The 18,169-nt window shown below is 61.9% G+C and carries 17 protein-coding genes and 1 riboswitch; of the genes, 11 read left to right on the top strand and 6 right to left on the bottom strand.

Translation table 11 applies throughout. The features are described 5' to 3' along the window. On the top strand, positions 1 to 1,821 hold the full coding sequence (locus CO666_RS01505; protein WP_097610391.1) for an ABC-F family ATP-binding cassette domain-containing protein: 1,821 nt from the start codon (positions 1 to 3) through the stop codon (positions 1,819 to 1,821). A 115-nt stretch (positions 1,822 to 1,936) separates the two neighbouring features. Continuing rightward, complete coding sequence (locus CO666_RS01500) at positions 1,937 to 2,566, top strand: hypothetical protein (RefSeq protein ID WP_097610390.1); 630 nt, start codon at positions 1,937 to 1,939, stop codon at positions 2,564 to 2,566. A 7-nt stretch (positions 2,567 to 2,573) separates the two neighbouring features. Here the strand turns inward: CO666_RS01500 and CO666_RS01495 are convergent, their stop codons facing one another. Further along, positions 2,574 to 4,427, bottom strand: a complete 1,854-nt coding sequence (locus CO666_RS01495; protein WP_097610389.1) for an ABC transporter ATP-binding protein/permease — start codon at positions 4,425 to 4,427, stop codon at positions 2,574 to 2,576. Between the two features lie 152 nt (positions 4,428 to 4,579). Next, positions 4,580 to 4,657: riboswitch (SAM riboswitch) on the top strand. A gap of 50 nt (positions 4,658 to 4,707) precedes the next feature. On the opposite strand from CO666_RS01495, the gene metA reads away from it, so the two are divergent. From metA to CO666_RS01465, 6 genes are all read left to right on the top strand, one after another. Continuing rightward, complete coding sequence (gene metA / locus CO666_RS01490; RefSeq protein WP_097610388.1) at positions 4,708 to 5,631, top strand: homoserine O-acetyltransferase MetA; 924 nt, start codon at positions 4,708 to 4,710, stop codon at positions 5,629 to 5,631. A 119-nt stretch (positions 5,632 to 5,750) separates the two neighbouring features. Beyond that, on the top strand, positions 5,751 to 6,773 hold the full coding sequence (locus tag CO666_RS01485) for an aldose epimerase family protein (protein WP_097610387.1): 1,023 nt from the start codon (positions 5,751 to 5,753) through the stop codon (positions 6,771 to 6,773). 128 nt (positions 6,774 to 6,901) lie between these two features. Beyond that, positions 6,902 to 7,675 (top strand): GntR family transcriptional regulator, encoded by a 774-nt coding sequence (locus CO666_RS01480; protein WP_097610386.1) that lies wholly within the window; start codon positions 6,902 to 6,904, stop codon positions 7,673 to 7,675. Continuing rightward, a complete protein-coding gene (locus CO666_RS01475) occupies positions 7,672 to 8,703 on the top strand; it encodes an SIS domain-containing protein (RefSeq protein WP_097610385.1) in 1,032 nt (343 codons plus the stop codon). Before CO666_RS01480 ends, CO666_RS01475 begins: the two co-directional genes overlap by 4 nt. Then, complete coding sequence (gene nagA, locus CO666_RS01470) at positions 8,703 to 9,854, top strand: N-acetylglucosamine-6-phosphate deacetylase (RefSeq protein ID WP_097610384.1); 1,152 nt, start codon at positions 8,703 to 8,705, stop codon at positions 9,852 to 9,854. Before CO666_RS01475 ends, nagA begins: the two co-directional genes overlap by 1 nt. A gap of 17 nt (positions 9,855 to 9,871) precedes the next feature. Continuing rightward, on the top strand, positions 9,872 to 10,600 hold the full coding sequence (locus CO666_RS01465; RefSeq protein WP_097610383.1) for an SIS domain-containing protein: 729 nt from the start codon (positions 9,872 to 9,874) through the stop codon (positions 10,598 to 10,600). Positions 10,601 to 10,652: 52 nt separating this feature from the next. Here CO666_RS01465 and CO666_RS01460 read toward each other — a convergent pair whose 3' ends face one another. From CO666_RS01460 to CO666_RS01445, 4 genes are read right to left on the bottom strand one after another with little or no spacing between them, the layout of a single operon-like run. Further along, the gene (locus CO666_RS01460; RefSeq protein ID WP_097610382.1) at positions 10,653 to 11,849 is read right to left on the bottom strand and encodes an NAD(P)/FAD-dependent oxidoreductase; all 1,197 of its coding nucleotides are present in this window, start codon (positions 11,847 to 11,849) and stop codon (positions 10,653 to 10,655) included. A 56-nt stretch (positions 11,850 to 11,905) separates the two neighbouring features. Further along, a complete protein-coding gene (locus tag CO666_RS01455) occupies positions 11,906 to 12,706 on the bottom strand; it encodes an amino acid ABC transporter ATP-binding protein (protein WP_097610381.1) in 801 nt (266 codons plus the stop codon). A gap of 3 nt (positions 12,707 to 12,709) precedes the next feature. Then, on the bottom strand, positions 12,710 to 13,453 hold the full coding sequence (locus CO666_RS01450) for an amino acid ABC transporter permease (RefSeq protein ID WP_097610380.1): 744 nt from the start codon (positions 13,451 to 13,453) through the stop codon (positions 12,710 to 12,712). Between the two features lie 9 nt (positions 13,454 to 13,462). Further along, the gene (locus CO666_RS01445; protein WP_097610379.1) at positions 13,463 to 14,389 is read right to left on the bottom strand and encodes a substrate-binding periplasmic protein; all 927 of its coding nucleotides are present in this window, start codon (positions 14,387 to 14,389) and stop codon (positions 13,463 to 13,465) included. A gap of 148 nt (positions 14,390 to 14,537) precedes the next feature. Here CO666_RS01445 and CO666_RS01440 point away from each other — a divergent pair, with 148 nt between their 5' ends. Continuing rightward, positions 14,538 to 15,206 (top strand): GntR family transcriptional regulator, encoded by a 669-nt coding sequence (locus CO666_RS01440; RefSeq protein WP_245436726.1) that lies wholly within the window; start codon positions 14,538 to 14,540, stop codon positions 15,204 to 15,206. Between the two features lie 109 nt (positions 15,207 to 15,315). Here CO666_RS01440 and efp read toward each other — a convergent pair whose 3' ends face one another. Continuing rightward, positions 15,316 to 15,885: an elongation factor P gene (gene efp / locus CO666_RS01435; RefSeq protein WP_008528334.1), complete on the bottom strand. Its 570-nt coding sequence runs from the start codon at positions 15,883 to 15,885 to the stop codon at positions 15,316 to 15,318. Between the two features lie 148 nt (positions 15,886 to 16,033). Between efp and epmA the strand changes: the two genes are divergently transcribed. Further along, entirely contained in the window at positions 16,034 to 17,095 is a 1,062-nt protein-coding gene (gene epmA / locus CO666_RS01430; RefSeq protein ID WP_097610378.1) for an EF-P lysine aminoacylase EpmA, read from the top strand. Then, positions 17,092 to 18,144, top strand: coding sequence for a lysine-2,3-aminomutase-like protein (locus CO666_RS01425; RefSeq protein WP_097610377.1), 1,053 nt, complete (start codon positions 17,092 to 17,094; stop codon positions 18,142 to 18,144). The genes epmA and CO666_RS01425 overlap by 4 nt, the downstream gene beginning before the upstream one ends. Positions 18,145 to 18,169: the final 25 nt, after the last annotated feature.

Below are 18,169 nucleotides of genomic sequence, written 5' to 3'. Positions count from 1 at the left end.
TTGGCCCCCCCCATTCTGAAACTCGACGATATTTTTCTGAGCTTCGGCGGCGCACCGCTTTTGGCGGGCGCCAGCCTGCAGATCGAACCCGGTGACAAGATCTGTCTCGTCGGGCGCAACGGCTCGGGAAAATCGACGCTCTTGAAGATCGCCGCCGGGCTGGTCGAGGCGCAGTCCGGCGAGGTCTTCCGCCATCCGTCCTCGACGGTGCGTTATCTCGAACAGGCGCCGGATTTTGCCGGCTTCAACACCGTCCAGGCCTATGCCGAGGCGGGGCTCGGCCCGGGCGACGACCCCTATCGCGTCACCTATCTACTGTCGCATCTCGGGCTGACCGGCGAGGAGGATCCCCAAAATCTTTCCGGCGGTGAATCGCGCCGCGCCGCCCTTGCCCGCGTGCTGGCGCCGGAGCCGGACATCCTGCTGCTCGACGAGCCGACCAACCATCTCGACCTGCCCACCATCGAATGGCTGGAAGGCGAGCTGCAGAAGACGCGCAGCGCCCTGGTGCTGATTTCGCACGACAGGCGCTTCCTCGAAAAGGTCTCGACGGCAACCGTCTGGCTCGACCGCGGCACCTCGCGCCGGCTCGACAGAGGTTTTGCGCATTTCGAGGCCTGGCGCGACCAGGTGCTGGAGGCCGAGGAACTGGAACAGCACAAGCTCGGCAAGGCGATCGAGCGCGAGGAGCACTGGCTGCGTTACGGTGTGACGGCGCGGCGCAAGCGTAACATGCGCCGCCTTGGTGAGCTGCAGACGATGCGCTCGCAATATCGCGGCCATAAGGGGCCGCAGGGCACGGTGCAGGCGACGGCTTCGGACGCGCAGGAATCCGGCAAGCTGGTGATCGAGGCCGAGAAGATCACCAAGAGTTTCGGTGAGCGGCCGATCGTGACGCCGTTTTCGATCCGCGTGCATCGCGGCGATTGCATCGGTCTGGTCGGGCCGAACGGTGCGGGGAAGACGACGTTGCTGAAGATGCTGACCGGGCAGCTTTCGCCCGACAGCGGCACGATAAAGCTCGGCACCAATCTGGAGATTGCCACCCTCGACCAGAAACGCGAGGATCTCGATCCCGAGGATACGCTCGCCCACTATCTGACGGACGGGCGCGGCGAAAACCTGCTCGTCAACGGCGAGCAGCGTCATGTCACCGGCTATATGAAGGAGTTCCTGTTCCAGCCGGAACAGGCACGCACGCCGATCAAAAGCCTTTCCGGCGGCGAGCGCGCCCGGCTGATGCTGGCACGCATCCTGTCGCGCCCGGCGAACCTGCTGATCCTCGACGAACCCACAAACGATCTCGATATCGAGACGCTCGACCTCCTGCAGGAAATCGTCGCCGGTTTTCCCGGCACCGTCATTCTCGTCAGCCACGACCGCGATTTCCTCGACCGCACCGTCACCTCGACGATCGCACCCGCCGTGCCGGATGCACCGGACGGACGCTGGATCGAATATGCCGGCGGCTACTCGGACATGCTGGCGCAGCGCAAGGGCGCGCTCGAGGAGCGCAAGCGGGCCGAGAAGGCGGCTGAGAAACCGAAAACGCAGGAGGCGGCGCCCTCCGCGGGAAGCGGCAAGAGCAAGCTCTCCTTCAAGCAGAAATTCGCGTTGGACAATTTGCCGAAGGAAATGGCGAAAGCCGAAGCCGAGATCGCCAAGCGCGAACAGGTGATGGCCGATCCCAATCTTTTCACGCGCGATGCCGCTGCCTTCAATCGGCTTGCGAGCGAGATGGAGAAGCTGCGCGCCAGCCTCACGAAGATGGAAGAGGAGTGGCTGGAACTCGAAATGTTGCGGGAAGAGCTGGAAGGCTGAAGCTTCCCGAACTTGTCGGCTCACCTTTCCTTGATTGGCCAGTGTATCGCTGCGCGGCATAGGGTGCCAGCAGCCGGGGATATTGCCGATCGCAAGGGTGACAAGGAAAAGTCAGATGTCTCGCAAGCCTCATTCCAGAATTCTCACCGCAGTTGCCGCCGGCGGCCTTGTTGCGCTTGGCTTATCGCAGGCCGCAGAGGCGCAGGATAGCAACCGCATTCGTGTTCGCGGTGCCATCGAAAGCCTGAGCGGCGATCAACTTGTCGTCAAGACCCGCGAAGGCAGCGATGCGACGATCACCCTGAAAGCCGGCTGGAAAGTCGGCGGCATCAAAAAAGCCTCGGTCGAGGATATCAAGCCCGGTGATTTCGTCGGGGTCGCCTCGCTGCCGAAAGGCACCGGTCCGGATGGCGCGATCGAGGTGCTGATCTTCCCGGCGTCGATGAAGGGGACCGGCGAGGGCAACCGTCCCTGGGATGCGCAGCCGAACAGCCAGATGACCAATGCGACCGTCAGCAATGCCGTTAAATCCGTTGACGGCCACACGATCACGCTGACCTATCAGGGCAAGGAAAAGACCATCACAATCGCCGACGGCACGCCGATCGTGACTTTGGCGCCCGCGACCAAGGACGATCTGAAGGCCGGAGCCGGCGTCATCGTCACGGGGGAAAAGGCGGCAGACGGCAGCATCTCGGCGAGCCAAGTGGCAGTCGGTCTCAACGGCATCACGCCGCCGATGTGACCTAGGCTTAGAGCGCCGGCGCGGGTACGGCAGCAGCGCCGACACTGGCGCTGGCGCCGGTTTGGACGACGGCCGGTTGTTCCTCGGATTTTGACGGCAGCGCCTGCAGATGCAGGACGCGCGGCTGCAGCGCCTCGAGATAGGCCTCGGAGCGGCCGATATAGATCATGCCGGTTCCGGGCATGGAGGTCAGCAGCTTGGCCATGGTTTCCTGCCATTCCGGCTCCATGCCTTCCAGCACTTCGTCGAAGACGATCCAGCGCGGGCGCACCAGAAGCAGGCGGGCGAAGCCGATCGCCTTCTGTTCGTCGCTGTCGAGCAGCTTGTCCCAGCGGGCGCGGGTATCGAGGCGTGCGATCAGTGAATGCAGGCCGGCCTTGTCGAGGGCCGTCTCGATGGCGGCTTTTTCGTAAGTATCAGGGCTTTCGGGGAAGGCCAGCGCCTCGCGCAGGGTGCCGCCGGGAACATAGGCAACCTGCGGGACGAACAGCATGTCGTCGATCGGCGGTAGGCCCATCGTGCCGCTGCCGCACGGCCAGAGGCCGGCCATCGCCTGGAACAGCAGCTTGCGGTTGACGCTGTGATCGCCGTTGATCATGATTTTTTCGCCGGCCTTGATCACCACATCGGTTTCGCGCAGGCGGAAGCCGCCGCATTCGTCGATCTCTTCGCCGATCTTGGCATTGATCACGACATCCTTCAGCGTCAGTGTGTCGGGCGCGGTGTTTTCATAGGCGATGCTGCCCTTCAGGTCGTAGTCCTCGTCCATGTCGAGCAGCGCCTGGCGGAAATCGGTGACGCGCATCAGCGTGGCACGCCATTCGGCGATCGGGCCGAAATTGGCGACGTACCAGCGCAGCGCCGTATTGACCTGGTTGAAGGCGCCGACCGACATCATCAGCTGGCCGAGGGTGAGGCCGCCGGAGAAATAGGCGGGTGCGGCGACGATGATCGGGATGACGATCACCAGCCAGCCGTAGCCGGCCGAAACCCAGGTGAGGTTGGTATTGGCCATGGCAAGCCGTTTGACGACCCGCAGCACCGAGCTGATGTCGGTGTTGATCCGCCGGCGCTCATTCTCCTCGCCGCGGGCAACGGTGATTGCCGGCATGTTTTCGTTGGCATGCATCAGCGTGAAGCGAAGCTCGGCCTCTTTCGAGAAACGGTCGGCATTGAGCTTGACCAGCTTGCGGCCGACGACCTGACTCAGCACCGAGGCGGACGCGGCATAGAAGATCGCCGCCCAGACCATGTAACCGGGAATGGAGAAGCTGTGGCCGCTGATGCGGAAGATGAAGCCGCTCGAAAGCTCCCAGAGCACGCCGATAAAGCTCACCAGAAGGATGGTCGACTGCAGCAGGCCGAGAACCAGCCCGGTCGTGCTTTCGGCGAGATTGCGGGAATCCTCGTGCAGGCGCTGGTCCGGATTGACGCCGATCAGGCCGCTGGAGGCAAGCCGCAGCGCCCGCTTGCGCTTCAGCCACTGGTCGACAAGGTCGCGCGACAGGCCCTCGCGCATATAGAGCGCGGTCATCTGGTTCAGCCAGGCCTGCAGCACATTGAGCAGCAGCAGCGAACCGGCGATCATCGCAAAGATTTCGAGCTGGTGGAAGAATTCGCCGAGGTCGCGGCGCTCCAGCGAATCGTAGAAGGGCGCATTCCACTCATTGAGGATAACCTGGCCATAGGACGTCGCCAGGATAACAAGGATCAGCACGGTCGCCAGAAACAGCACCTTGCCACGCACTTGCGAATTCCAGAACGCTGAGAACATCACCCCGAGGCGATATGTCAGGCTGAGATCATACCCTACCCTATCCTGCCTCCGGATTCCTGGCCTCCCCTCGATTTTATCTGCCATTACGCTTTTCCAAATCGCCCATACCCCATTATTAACATGGTGGCGTTACCGGTCTATCAACAGATTCTATCAGTCATTAAACTGTGATGATGCTTGCCTGGATCGCACCCGCATGCATTCGCCATTGATTCGCGATCTGACTGGGGCTAATTAAAGGGCTCCGTGGTGATTTGGCCGGCCGGCTTGCAGCCACGTTAAAAAAGTCGCTAAAGGGCCGCGTGCGGACCGGTAGCGATTTTTTGTCGCCGCCGGTTTTTTTGTTTTTGATCGAGTGACCGCAATGCCCATCAAGATCCCCGATACGCTGCCCGCCTTCGAAACCCTCGTTCAAGAGGGCGTGCGGGTGATGACCGAGACGTTGGCGATCCGGCAGGATATCAGACCGCTGCAGATCGGACTGCTCAATCTCATGCCGAACAAGATCAAGACCGAATTGCAGATGGCCCGTCTCGTCGGCGCCTCGCCGCTGCAGGTCGAGCTGTCGCTGATCCGCATCGGTGGCCACAAGGCGAAGAACACCTCCGAAGATCACCTGCTTTCCTTCTACCAGACCTGGGAGGAGGTGCAGCACCGCAAGTTCGACGGCTTCATCATCACCGGGGCGCCGATCGAGCTCCTGCCCTACGAGGACGTCACCTATTGGGCGGAGATGCAGCAGATTCTCGACTGGACGGAAACGAACGTCCATTCGACCATGAACGTCTGCTGGGGCGCGATGGCGGCGATCTATCATTTCCACGGCGTTCCGAAATACGAGCTGAAAGAAAAGGCCTTCGGCATCTACCGCCACCGGAACCTGAAGCCTTCCTCCATCTATCTAAACGGCTTTTCGGATAATTTCGAGGTGCCGGTATCGCGCTGGACCGAGGTGCGCCGCGCCGATATCGAGAAGTCGGAAAGCCTGGAGATCCTGATGGAATCAAACGAGATGGGCGTCTGCCTGGTGCACGAGAAGCGGGGTCGGCGGCTCTACATGTTCAATCATGTGGAATATGACTCCACTTCCCTTTCCGATGAGTATTTCCGGGACGTCGATGCCGGCGTGCCGATCAAGATGCCGCACAACTACTTCCCGCATAACGATCCGGCGCTTGCGCCGCAGAACCGCTGGCGCAGCCATGCGCATCTTCTGTTCGGCAACTGGATCAACGAAATCTACCAGACGACGCCCTTTGACGTGGAGGAGATCGGCACGGATCTCTGAGCCCGCGTTCTTTCTGCTCCGACCGGTTGCGGTTTGGAGCAAATGCGGGCAGGTTCCGGTCCTGAACCCTATAGCGTCGCGCGTCTCCAATCAGATGCGCAAAGAACGGACGGTCGATCATGTCGGATAAGTTGGAGCGGGAAGTTTTCGGGCAGACGAAGGAAGGTGAGACCGTCTATCGCGTCGTCATCAAGGGCGGTGGGCTGACGGCCAAGATCATCACCTGGGGTGCGGTCATCCAGGATCTGCGCCTTGAGGGACATGAGGCGCCGCTGCAGCTTGGCTTTGAGGATTTCGACAGCTACCCCCTCTATTCGGCCTATTTCGGCGCGACACCCGGCCGCTGCGCCAACCGTGTCGGCGGCGGCAAATTCACGCTCGACGGCAAGGATTATCAGCTCGAGCCGAACGAAAACGGCGTCACGCATCTGCATGGCGGCAGCGACAATATTGCTAAACGCAACTGGACGATCGTCGAGCATGACGTCGACCGGCTGGTGATGAAGATCGTCGATCCCGACGGCCGCGCCGGTTATCCCGGCAATTGCACCATTCAGGCAACGTTCCGGGTGCACGGCAATGGCGAATTGTCGATTACCTACGAATCGACCAGCGACCAGCCGACGCTCGCCAATGTCTGCCAGCACGCCTATTTCAATCTCGACGGCCGCGATGATGCGCTGGGCCACGACATCATGATCGCGGCCGACCATTATCTGCCGACCGACGAGAGGCAGGTGCCGACCGGCGAAATCCGTTCCGTCGCCGGCACGGAGTTCGATTTCCGCGAGATGGCGCCGATGAAGCGTTTCGTCGGCAGCGAACAGGCTTTGTACGACCATAATTTCTGCCTGTCGCCCGAGCGCACCGCCAAGCGCAGCGTCGCGCTCGCCCGCAGCCTGTATTCCGGTGTGTCGCTGGAGGTGCGCAGCACCGAGCCGGGCGTGCAGTTCTATGCCGGCTTCAAGCTCAATACCGCAGTACCCGGCCTCGGCGGACGCAAATATGGCCCGTTCGCCGGCTTCTGCCTGGAGTCGCAGGTCTGGCCGGATGCCATCAATCACGAAGGTTTCCCGAATGCGGTGCTGCGCCCCGGCGAAGTGCTGCGCCAGGAGACGGACTATATCTTCACCAAGAGCTGAACTTCTTTTCAGACGCACGCCCGTCACCTTAGATCGCTATCAACCTCTCCGATCCTCGGGGAGGTTTTTCTTGCCGGCGTGCGATTCTGCCTTGCCGATTGGTTCTAGATAGGTTCTATTGTATTCCGATGGATAGAACCAGTCTGATAGCGGAGCTGAGCAGCCGCGGCCTGCGTGACGAGGCGTTGACCGGCCCGCTCTACAAGCGGCTGGCGCAGGCGCTGACCGGGCTCATTCAAGAGGGCCTGCTGAAGCCCGGCACGGCGCTGCCGGGAGAACGCGACCTTGCCGAGGCCCTGAAGCTCGGTCGCGTCACCGTGCGCACCGCCTATCGCGATCTGATGGCGTCGGGTGCACTGGAATCGCGCCATGGAAGCGGTACTTTCGTATCGAGCAGGGTGGAGCGCATGGAGCAGTCGCTCTGGCGGCTTTCCTCCTTCTCCGCCGACATGCGCTCGCGCGGGCGCCTGCCGGCTGCACGGATCCTGTCGCGGGCCGTCAATACGCCTTCACCGGAGGAATCTTTCCTGCTCGGTCTCGGCGGCGACGAGCCGGTGCTGCGGCTCGATCGTTTGCGCCTTGCGGACGGCCTGCCGTTGGCAATCGAACGCGCCGTGGTGCCGATCAAGTTCCTGGGCGATGACGCCGGCGGCGAAGGATCGCTCTATGATGCGCTGACGGCCAGCGGCCACAGGCCGGTGCGCGCGCTGCAGCGGCTGACCGCGGTCACGCTCGATCCGTCTTCGGCGGCGATCCTGAACGTCAAAACAGGCGCGCCGGCGCTGCTGATCGAACGCGTCTCGCGCCTGGAAGACCAGCGCGTCGTCGAATATACCCGCTCGCATTATCGCGGCGATGCCTATGATTTCGTTGCCGAATTGAGAATTGGAGATGACCTATGAGTGAGAACCAGTCGCTGATGCTGCAGGAAGCCGGCCAGTCATCGGAGGTGGTGGCCACGCTTCTCGAAAAGGAAAAGCCGGTCTTTGCCGAGGTCGCCCGGCTTTTTTCGTCTGCCCGCCCGAGCGTGGTGACGACGGCGGCGCGTGGTTCCTCCGATCACGCCGCCACCTTCTTCAAATATCTCTTCGAGATCACCTGCGGCGTTCCGGTCGCTTCGGTCGGCCCGTCGATCGCGTCGGTCTACGGTGCGGCGCTTCATCTGAAGGGCGGCGTCCATTTCACCGTTTCGCAGTCGGGCGCGAGTCCCGATATCGTCGCGCTGCAGGAGGCAGCGAAGAAGGGCGGAGCGACGACGATCGCCGTCGTCAACGTCACCGACAGTCCGCTGGCCAAACAGGCGGACATCGTCCTCGGTCTCAATGCCGGCGCGGAAAAGAGCGTCGCGGCGACAAAATCCTTCATTGCCTCGGTCGCTGCCCTCGCCGGCGTGACGGCCGCGATCGGCGGCGCGTCCGGCCTGCAGGCCGCGCTGGAAAAACTGCCGGCGGCGCTTTCGGCAACCGCCGGGATCGACACCGGGGCGGCCGAGGACGTTCTCTTCCATGCGACGTCGCTCTATACGGCCGGCCGCGGCCCGGCCTTCGCGATTGCGCTGGAAGCGGCGCTGAAGGCCAAGGAAACCTCCGGCCTGCATGCCGAGGCCTTTTCGCTGGCGGAACTGATGCACGGCCCGATGCGTCTGGTGCAGCCGGGCTTTCCGATTGTCGCTTTTGCGCCCGACGACGCGGCCTTCGCCAATAATAGCCAGGCGCTGGAGCGTCTGCAGAAGCTCGGCGCCACCACCGTCGGCTTCTCGGCGCAGCCGCTCTCGGGCATCAATCTGCGCGTGCCGACGACGGGCAATGGTTTGGTCGATCCGCTGGTCTCGCTGCTTGTCTATTACCGGCTGATCGAATCGGTGACGCGCCGCAAGGGCTTCGACCCCGATCGGCCGGCGAACCTGCTCAAGGTGACGGAGACGGTCTGATGGCCCGCAAGATCTTCGTCGGCGCCCGCATCTTCGACGGCGAGCGTTTCCATGATGAGAAAGCACTCATCCTTGCCGACGGCCGGGTCGAAGCGATCGTTGCGAGGAACGGCCTGCCGGATGGCGAGACGGTGACGCTTGAAGGCGGGGTGCTGTCGGCCGGTTTCATCGATGCGCAGGTCAATGGCGGCGGCGGGCGGATGTTGAATGACGAGCCTTCCGTTGCGTCGATGGAAATGATCGCCGGCGGCCATCGGCCCTATGGCACGACGTCGCTGCTGCCGACGCTGATTACCGATACATCGGAAGCCTCCGCTGCCGCCATCGAGGCGGCGAAGGCGGCGGTGAAAGGGGATCGCGGCGTCGCCGGCCTGCATCTCGAAGGCCCGCATCTGGCGCCTGCCCGCAAGGGCGCGCATCTGGCCGAACTGATGCGGCCGGTCGAGGATCGTGACGTCAAGACCTTCATCCGGGCGCGCGAGGCGATCGGCACGCTGCTCGTCACCATTGCCGCCGAACAGGTGACGGTCGCCCAGGTGCGCGAACTGGCGGAAGCCGGCGTCACGGTCAGCATCGGCCATTCTGATTGTTCGAGCGAGGCGGCGGAGGAACGTTTCGATGCCGGGGCGTCTGGTGTCACGCATCTCTTCAACGCCATGAGCCAGATGGGGCACCGCGCGCCGGGCCTCGTCGGTGCGGCGATCGATCATCCCTCGGTCTGGTGCGGCATCATTGCCGACGGTCATCACGTCGATCCGAAAGCCCTGCGCACGGCGCTGCGGGCCAAGCGCGGCGAAGGCAAGCTGTTCTTCGTCACCGATGCCATGTCGCTCGTCGGCTCCGAGAAAGATTCGTTCACGCTGAACGGGCGCACCGTTCGGCGCGAAAGGGGCGGCTTCTGCTCGAAGCTGGTACTATCCGACGGGACGCTGGCGGGTTCCGACGTCGATATGATCTCGACGATCCGCTACGGCGTCACCTATCTCGATCTGACGCTCGCCGAGGCCTTGCGCATGGCGACGCTTTATCCCGCCCGCTTCCTCAGGTTCGCCGACCGCGGCCATCTCTCGCCGGGGGCGCGTGCCGATCTCGTGCATCTGACTGATACCCTTGCCGTCTCCGCCACCTGGCTCAGCGGCGAAGCGGCCTGACATCAAGGAGACGTGGGATGACTGCTATCACGGATGCCTACTTCGCCAATCTGATCGGCCGGCTGGAGACGCTGAAGCAGGCGCTTGCCGGGCCAATGGCTGAGGCAGCCGATGTCATCCTCGCTGCTGCCCGCGGCGACAAGCGCGTCTATGTGTTCGGCACCGGCCATTCGCACATGCTGGCGGAAGAGGTGCACTATCGCGCCGGCGGGCTCGCCTTCACCGTGCCGGTGCTCGTCGGCTCCGCCATGCTGCATGAGGGCGCGGTCATCAGTTCGGTCTATGAGCGTACCCAGGGCCTGGTGCGGCCAATGCTGGAGCGTTACGGCATGCAGCCGGGCGACGTCATCATCATCGCCTCCAATTCGGGCGTGAACGCCGCGCCGATCGAAGCCGCCGACTATGCGCATGAGATCGGCGCAAAGGTGATCGCCATCACCTCGATCGCCTATTCCTCAGCGATCGCCAATGGCCGCCGGCGGCTCGCCGAGGTGGCCGATGTCGTGCTCGACAACGGATTGCCGCCGGGTGACGCCGTTATCGATCTCGAGGGTACGGGGCTTCGGGTCGGGCCGGTTTCGACGGCGATCGGGGTGACGGTCATCAATGCGATTTTTGCCGAAGTCGCCTCGGCGCTTTCCAAATCGGGCGATGCGCCTGTCTATCTCAGCGCCAACATGCCAGGGGCGGCCGAGATCAACCAGAAGCTCGTTAAGAAATACCGGCCGCGCAATCCGCATCTCTGATCATCGCGGATAAAAGAGCCTGCGGCTGTCGCAGGCACGGTTCGTGACGCGATCAAGCGGCAAGAATGGAGCTGACCATGCGCGCCGTCCGCGGTGCCAGCGTCAAACCGATATGCCCGTGTCCAAAAGCGAAAACGACATCTTTTCCTCCTCTTGAAGGCCGGATGACGGGGACGGAGTCGGGCATGGAAGGGCGCAGGCCCATCCAGCTTCGGCTTGGTTCGCCAAGCGTCGGGAAAACCTTGCGGGCGTTTGCCAACAGCACTTCGAGGCGTCTCGGGTTCGAAGGGGCGGTGATGCCTCCGAGTTCCACGGTGCCCGCCACGCGCAAGCGGCCGCGCATCGGGCAAAAGTAAAATCCATGATGCGTCGGGCATACCGGTCGTTCCACCGGCAGCGTCTCCATATCGAACTCGAGATGATAACCCCGCTCCGTATCCAGGGGGATCCGTTCTCCGAGCTGCTGAGCCAGGGCTCGGGAATGGGCGCCGGCAGCGATGACAGCCGCTCGGGCATCAATGCTGTGGGCTGAAGCCGTCATCCTCACGCCATTGCGCTCACGCGAAATAGTCGTCACCGAGTCTCGAACGAACTCGACGCCCGCCTGTCTGGCGGCGGTCTCCATCACGCTCATGACCTGGCCGGGATCGGTGAAGTTTATCGCCTTCGGAAAGAAAAGCCCTCCGCCATGGACCCGCGGCAGCCGAGGCTCCAGGCTGTGCACCTCGTCGGGGGTGAGAAGCTGCTGCGCGATCCCGTAGTTTCGGCGAAGTTCGACATCCGAAGCGGCTGCCTTGAAGGCCTCGGGCGTCTGGTAGAGGTAGAGGCATCCTTTCGCGCTCAAAAGATCGGACGCACCGATTTCCGCTGCAAGTTCGAGCCATTCCGATGACGCGTCGGACAGAAGGTCGGCGATGCGGCTCGTATTGTCTCTGTATCTGTGCGGGAGGGATTCGTAGGCAAAACGCATCAGCCACGGAAACAGCGTGGGCAATGCCGCCTTGCGGATGGATAGCGGGCTGTCGGCATTGAGCAGCAGCGAGGCCAGGTTCTTCAGAACAGCAGGCGTGCCGACGGGAATGATTGCATAATCGGCGATCGTTCCGGCATTGCCGTAAGATGCGCCCGAACCGGGTTTGTTGGGTTCGATTAGGACGATATCGCGGCCGTCGGCACGCAGCCGCAGAGCGGTTGCCACGCCGATCACGCCGCCGCCGATGACGGCGATATCTGTTGTTAGCTTGTTCATCAGATGTGGATTTATCGTTAGAGAAACGAGGCTTGGATGCCTGATCAGACCAAGAGCTAACCTGGGGAAGCGTAACGCGCGACATAAGCAGCCGTGCGTGCTTCCGTTGGGCGGTCAAGCACATCTGCGGCGGTTCCCTGCTCGATGATAAGACCGCCGTCGATGAACACGACCCAGTCCGACACTTCCTTCGCAAAGGGCAGCTCATGGGTGACCAGGATCATCGTCATGCCATCGGCGGCGAGCTCCCGCATGACACGGAGAACTTCGCCGGTCGATTCAGGATCGAGCGCCGACGTCGGCTCGTCGAACAGCAACACCGTTGGTTCCAGCGCCAAAGCGCGTGCGATCGCCACACGCTGCTGCTCGCCGCCCGACATCTGTTCCGGATAAGCCATCGCTCGTTTGGCAAGGCCTACTCTCGTCAGAAGTTTCACGGCCCGTTCCACGGCTTCTCTCTCGCCGATCCCGGCTGCGTGCATCTGAGCGAGAACGACATTCTCGACAGCCGTCAGATGCGGGAACAGATTGAAACGCTGAAACACCATGCCGACACGCTGCCGAAGCTTTGCGAGGTTGCGGCAGGTCACTTGGCCGTTGGCGAAGATCGTCTCATCGCCGACAGTGATCGTTCCCTCATCGGGACGTTCAAGCAGATTGACACAGCGCATGAGGGTGGTCTTTCCTCCACCGCTCTGGCCAATGATACTTATGATTTTGCCGGCGGGAACCTCGAGATCGACGCGGTCGAGCACCAGGCGCCCATCGAAAGACTTGCGCAACCCGCTGATTTTGACGGCCGGACGGCCGACCGGCTGGTTTGCCACGAAGGCAGTTTTGACAGGGGTGGTCGTCATGGCTCAGACTCTCCCTTCGGCGAGATAGGTCCTGGCTAATTTCAGCCGGCGCCTTCTGGCGAGCGACAATGGCACGCCGGCTTGGATCTTGCGCTCCAGAAGAAGCAGACATTGCGACACCGGGTAACAGATAGCGAAATACACCGCGGAGATTACGAGATACACTTCAAGCGCCCGGAATGTTTCCGAGGCGATCAACTGTGCCTGCGTCATCAGTTCGGCAGCGGAGATCGTCACCAGCAGCGAGGTCGATTTGATCAGGTCGACGAACATCGTGTTCGTGCCGGGAAGCGCCAGCCGAACCGCCTGCGGCAGGACGACATGGCTGAACGTCTTGCCGCGCCCCAGCCCGAGAGCTTGAGACGCCTCCTGCTGGCCTTGGTGTACGCCGGCGATGGCTGCCCGAAAGATCTCGGACAGGTAAGCGGCGTAGAAGAGCACCAAGCTCAACGCTCCGGCCTCGAAAACCTCCAGCCTGACGCCTACGGAAGGCAGGCCGAAGTAGGTGAGGAAAATGATCGCCAGAAGCGGTACATTTTTAAAGAGCTCGGTATAGAAGGCTGCAGGGACGCGGACCAGTCGCAGCCGGTTGAGCCTCATCAGCGCCAGGGCAAGACCAAGGATCGTCGCGCCGATGAAGCTCGCCACGGTGTAGCCGAGGGTCCTGAGCAGACCCGCGGCAATGTTTCCGACGTAGTCATTCCAGGGAACCTGGAAAATATCGGTGAAGGATGACAACGCCGTCATGCTTCGATCTCACTTCTCGACGGAGGGCGGGTTCCAGTCGGCCGGACGATCAACGCCGCGCCGCTGTGCCGCCATTTCGGGCGATGGAACCAGGAACTGCTTGGGATCACCGCCCCATTTCGTGATCAAAGCCGCAAGGGATCCGTCCTTGTACATGGCGTCGATCTGATCGGACACAGCCTTGGCCAGCTTTGGCGACTGCTTGGGAAGGTAGAATCCGGTCATGTAGGCCTGAAAATACTTGTAGTCGGGGTGCGTGGCCACCTGTTCGTCTGTCGGCGGCTTCAGATATTCGATGCGGACCTTCATGTCGGGGCGCTGCTGTTGTTGATAGGTGATCAGCAGCGGATCGAGAAAGCCGACGTCCAGACGCCCGGAAGAAATATCCTGGAACACACCCTCGGCGCTCGGGAAGGTATGGGGTGAGGCGTTAGGGACCTGTGCGATCGATTTCGCCCAGACATAGCCCGTCACAGTGCCGAGATTCTTGCCTTCCAGGCTCGCGACATCCGGAAAGCTCGTCGTGCCGCTTACGGCCATGGCCGGCGGCGAATAATATGGCGGGTCCGTGAACAGGCCGACCTTCTGGCGCGCATCGGACCATGCAATTCCGCCAATGGTTATATCAGCCCGCTGCGTCTGGACGGAAGCCAGCATGCCTGGAAAGTCGGTGACGTTGATTTCCATCTTGAGGCCGAGCTTGTCGGCGACGGCCGTCAGGATATCGCTGTCGAGGCCGACGAGTTTTCCATCCTTGACCGCCGTATAGGGCATGTAAGGCTGGACCGTAACGACGAGCGTGCCCGGCTTCATCAGCTCCAGATCGTCGGCATTGGCCGCGGACGGCACGGCCGTCGCTAACAACCCCAAACTCAGGATCGCCAAGGCAAGCATCCCATTCGCCTGCGCTTTTTTCGTCAATTCAGCATGTTTCATTTGAACCCCTCTTTGTGGTTATATATTGCTGATATATTGAAAATATGCAGACATGATATGAAGTCAAGCGGATTCGTTAACCGCCTTTTTTCTAGGCGGAATTGCGTTTCGCTATGCGGAAATGGACAGAGAGAGGAACGCGCTGAATATGTTCGAAGTGGATTACGAAGCGGTGGAGTCAACGCTGGCGGAGCGGACATACATTCGGCTGCGCGACGATATCATTACGACATTGCTTCCTCCGGGCACGCTTTTGCGGGAAGCCGAGCTTATGAAACGCATGGACGTCGGGCGCACGCCGGTCCGGGAGGCGCTTCAGCGTCTGCAGTATGATGGTTTCGTTGTCGTCAGCGCGCGGCGCGGCACATTCGTCAGCAAGATCGATATCAATGACCTTACCGCGGTCTACGAGGCACGGGCACGGATCGAATCCTGGGCAACCCGACTGGCTGCGGAAAGGCTGCGCGAGTTCGAGCGGCAGGAAGCGCGGCAGCTGATCGATGAGCTCAAGCAAACGACCGGTCCGATGGCGCTGGAGGATATCCTTGCCCTAGATCGCCGGGTTCACCGCTTCATTTACAGGGTGGCGAAAAACCCTTTCCTGTCCGCTACGCTGGATCACTACCACAATCTGTCGCTGAGAATTCTGTACGTCGCGATGAAACGGTTTCCGACCTTGGTGCCGCGTCTAGAGGACGTCTTGCATGATCAGGTGCTCATGCTTGAGGCGGTATGCAAAGGCGATGGAGATGAGGCTGAAAAGATCGCGATGGCTCACGTCATGAGCTTCGAAAGCGAAGTCCGCAAGGTTATCTGACTTCGGATCATGGAATTGGGGCAGGCAAACTGTCGTAAGAAATCCGGACTAAGCGACAGTTTTGAGAGGCCGGCCTGAGCCGGCCTCTTGAATCGATAAAAACCAGGGATCAATCCTTGGCGCGTTCGACGTAGGAATTGTCTTCGGTCGCGATGACGACGCGGGTGCCGGCGTCGATATGCGGCGGCACCGAGGTGCGGATGCCGTTGGAGAGCATGGCCGGCTTGTAGGAAGAGGAAGCCGTCTGGCCCTTGACGACCGGTTCGGTCTCGACGATCTCGAGCGTGACGTGGCGCGGCAGTTCGAGCGCCAGCGGAATGCCTTCATGGATCGACAGGATGCAGGTCATGCCTTCCTGGAGGTAGGCCTTCTGGTCGCCCATGGTTTCCTGGCTGACGACCACCTGGTCGTAATTGGCCGGGTTCATGAAGTGGAAGCCTTCGCCGTCTTCATAGAGATACTGGAAGTTGACGTCTTCGACGAAGGCGCGCTCGACCTGTTCGGTGGTGCGCCAGCGCTCGGAAACCTTCACGCCGTCGACGATGCGGCGCATGTCGACCTGGGTGACCGGCGTGCCCTTGCCCGGATGAAAGTTCTGGGCGGTGAGAACGACGTAGAGCTTGCCGTCGACATCGAGAACGTTGCCCTTGCGGACCGAAGAGGCGATGACCTTGACCATAAGACTTCCTTGTAACTCGGCTTTCGGCGTCGTAGATGACTGTCGAGACGTCCCGAAGACGCAAATGTTTTTCTTTGGGGGCGCAACTAACCTAAAATCCGGGAAATAGCCACCCCCATACCGGCTTCTCCGGCGAAGAAAGCTTGGAATGAACTTTTCGGCCAAAGCGTCCCCCTGGTGGACCCCATCCGTGCATGCCGATCGGCGCCCGTTCCTGGTTGGGCGCAATGCGATCCAGGCCGCATTGCGCGGGTTTTTCGCGCGCGAGGATTTCATCGAGGTCGACACGGCGGCGCTGCAGGTCTCCCCCGGCAATGAGGCGCATCTGCATGCCTTTGCCACCGAAGCGCTGACGACGGACGGGCAGACGGCGCCGTTCTACCTGCATACCTCGCCGGAATTCGCCTGCAAGAAGCTGCTTGCGGCCGGCGAGGAACGTATCTCGTGTTTCGCCCATGTCTATCGCAATCGCGAGCGGGGGCCGCTGCATCATCCCGAATTCACCATGCTCGAATGGTATCGGGCCGGCGAAAGCTATAAGAGCCTGATGATGGATTGCGTGCGCATTCTGGCGCTGGCGGCCGAAACGGTGAAGACGCCGGTGCTCGCCTATCGCGGCGCTGAAAGCGATCCTTTCGCCGGGCCGGAGCGGATCAGCGTTGCCGAAGCCTTCGATCAGCATGCCGGCATTGATCTTCTGGCTTCGGTCGCCGCCGACGGTTCCACCGATCGCGAGCATCTGGCGGCCGAACTCAGGCGCGTTGGCATGCGGGTTGCCGATGACGACGGCTGGGCCGATCTGTTCAGCCGGGTGCTGGTGGAAAGGATCGAGCCGCATCTCGGCTTCGGCCGCATCACCATCCTCGACGAATATCCGGTTTCGGAGGCGGCCCTTGCGCGTCCTTCGGCACGCGATCCCCGGGTTGCCGAGCGTTTCGAGCTCTATGCCTGCGGCGTCGAGCTTGCCAACGGCTTCGGCGAGCTCACCAACGCCGCCGAACAGCGCCGGCGCTTCGAGATCGAGATGGCCGAGAAGGCGCGGGTCTACGGCGAGACCTATCCGCTTGACGAGGATTTCCTCGCTGCACTGTCGCTGATGCCTGAGGCGAGCGGCATTGCGCTCGGCTTCGACCGGCTGGTGATGCTGGCGACGGGCGCATCGCGCATCGACCAGGTGCTGTGGGCGCCGGTTGCGGAGTACGGACGATGAATGCCGTCAAACCGATCAATAGCGTCGACGATCTCGTCAAGGCGGGGCTTGCCGCGCCGGCCGACCGCGCGGCGCTCGAGGCGGTTGCCGCGCGTTACGCGATCGCGTTGACGCCTACGGTCACCAGGCTGATCGATCGAGCCGATCCCGACGATCCGATCGCACGGCAATTCGTGCCCGATGCCGCCGAACTCACGGTCGCGCCTGAAGAGCGCGCCGATCCGATCGGCGATCATGCCCACAGCCCGGTCGAAGGCATCGTGCACCGTTATCCCGACCGCGTGCTGCTCAAGGCCGTGCATATCTGCCCGGTCTATTGCCGCTTCTGTTTCCGCCGCGAAATGGTCGGGCCGCAGGGACTGGGCACACTCGATGCGGCGGCGATGCAGGCCGCCTTCGACTATATCGGCAGCCATCAGGAAATCTGGGAGGTCATCCTCACCGGTGGCGATCCGCTGGTGCTTTCGCCGCGCCGGCTGCGCGAGATCATGGAAGCACTCAGGGACATCGCGCATGTGAAGATCGTGCGGTTCCACACCCGTGTTCCCGTCGTCGATCCCGGGAAGATCGACGCGGCGCTGATCGCGGCGCTGAAGGCGAGCGGCAAGACGGTTTATATCGCGCTGCACGCCAACCATGTCAGCGAACTGACGAGCGAAGCGCGGGCGGCCTGCGCCCGTCTCGTCGATGCCGGCATCGCCATGGTCAGCCAGTCGGTGCTGCTGAAGGGCATCAACGACGATCCCGACGTGCTTGCGGAACTGATGAAGGCTTTCGTCGAAATCCGCGTCAAACCCTATTACCTCCATCATCCCGATCTGGCGCCCGGTACCGGCCATTTCAGGCTGACGATCGAGGAGGGGCAGAGGATCGTCGCCGCGCTGCGCGGGCGGATTTCCGGCCTCTGCCAGCCGACCTACATCCTCGATATCCCCGGTGGTTACGGCAAGGCCGTCGTCAGCGCCAGCACCGTTCAGGCGAGGGGTGAGGGATGTTATTCCGTCTCGGATTATCGCGGCGACGAGCACTGCTATCCGCCCGCCAATTGAGGCAAAGCGCGTTATCCCGTGTCAT

This window comes from Rhizobium chutanense (genome assembly GCF_002531935.1).
GTDB lineage: Bacteria > Pseudomonadota > Alphaproteobacteria > Rhizobiales > Rhizobiaceae > Rhizobium > Rhizobium chutanense.
Note: the sequence above shows the minus strand (reverse complement) of the source record. Positions and strands in the feature narration are given on the sequence as shown.

Bases quoted from the DNA above. Each gene is read 5' to 3' on its own strand.
- metA (WP_097610388.1), top strand. From the start codon at position 4,708: ATGCCCATCAAGATCCCCGATACGCTGCCCGCCTTCGAAACCCTCGTT.
- nagA (WP_097610384.1), top strand. From the start codon at position 8,703: ATGGCCCGCAAGATCTTCGTCGGCGCCCGCATCTTCGACGGCGAGCGT.
- CO666_RS01480 (WP_097610386.1), top strand. From the start codon at position 6,902: ATGGATAGAACCAGTCTGATAGCGGAGCTGAGCAGCCGCGGCCTGCGT.
- CO666_RS01495 (WP_097610389.1), bottom strand. From the start codon at position 4,427: ATGGCAGATAAAATCGAGGGGAGGCCAGGAATCCGGAGGCAGGATAGG.
- CO666_RS01455 (WP_097610381.1), bottom strand. From the start codon at position 12,706: ATGACGACCACCCCTGTCAAAACTGCCTTCGTGGCAAACCAGCCGGTC.
- CO666_RS01500 (WP_097610390.1), top strand. From the start codon at position 1,937: ATGTCTCGCAAGCCTCATTCCAGAATTCTCACCGCAGTTGCCGCCGGC.
- CO666_RS01460 (WP_097610382.1), bottom strand. From the start codon at position 11,849: ATGAACAAGCTAACAACAGATATCGCCGTCATCGGCGGCGGCGTGATC.
- CO666_RS01425 (WP_097610377.1), top strand. From the start codon at position 17,092: ATGAATGCCGTCAAACCGATCAATAGCGTCGACGATCTCGTCAAGGCG.
- CO666_RS01485 (WP_097610387.1), top strand. From the start codon at position 5,751: ATGTCGGATAAGTTGGAGCGGGAAGTTTTCGGGCAGACGAAGGAAGGT.
- epmA (WP_097610378.1), top strand. From the start codon at position 16,034: ATGAACTTTTCGGCCAAAGCGTCCCCCTGGTGGACCCCATCCGTGCAT.
- CO666_RS01445 (WP_097610379.1), bottom strand. From the start codon at position 14,389: ATGAAACATGCTGAATTGACGAAAAAAGCGCAGGCGAATGGGATGCTT.
- CO666_RS01440 (WP_245436726.1), top strand. From the start codon at position 14,538: ATGTTCGAAGTGGATTACGAAGCGGTGGAGTCAACGCTGGCGGAGCGG.
- efp (WP_008528334.1), bottom strand. From the start codon at position 15,885: ATGGTCAAGGTCATCGCCTCTTCGGTCCGCAAGGGCAACGTTCTCGAT.
- CO666_RS01450 (WP_097610380.1), bottom strand. From the start codon at position 13,453: ATGACGGCGTTGTCATCCTTCACCGATATTTTCCAGGTTCCCTGGAAT.
- CO666_RS01465 (WP_097610383.1), top strand. From the start codon at position 9,872: ATGACTGCTATCACGGATGCCTACTTCGCCAATCTGATCGGCCGGCTG.
- CO666_RS01475 (WP_097610385.1), top strand. From the start codon at position 7,672: ATGAGTGAGAACCAGTCGCTGATGCTGCAGGAAGCCGGCCAGTCATCG.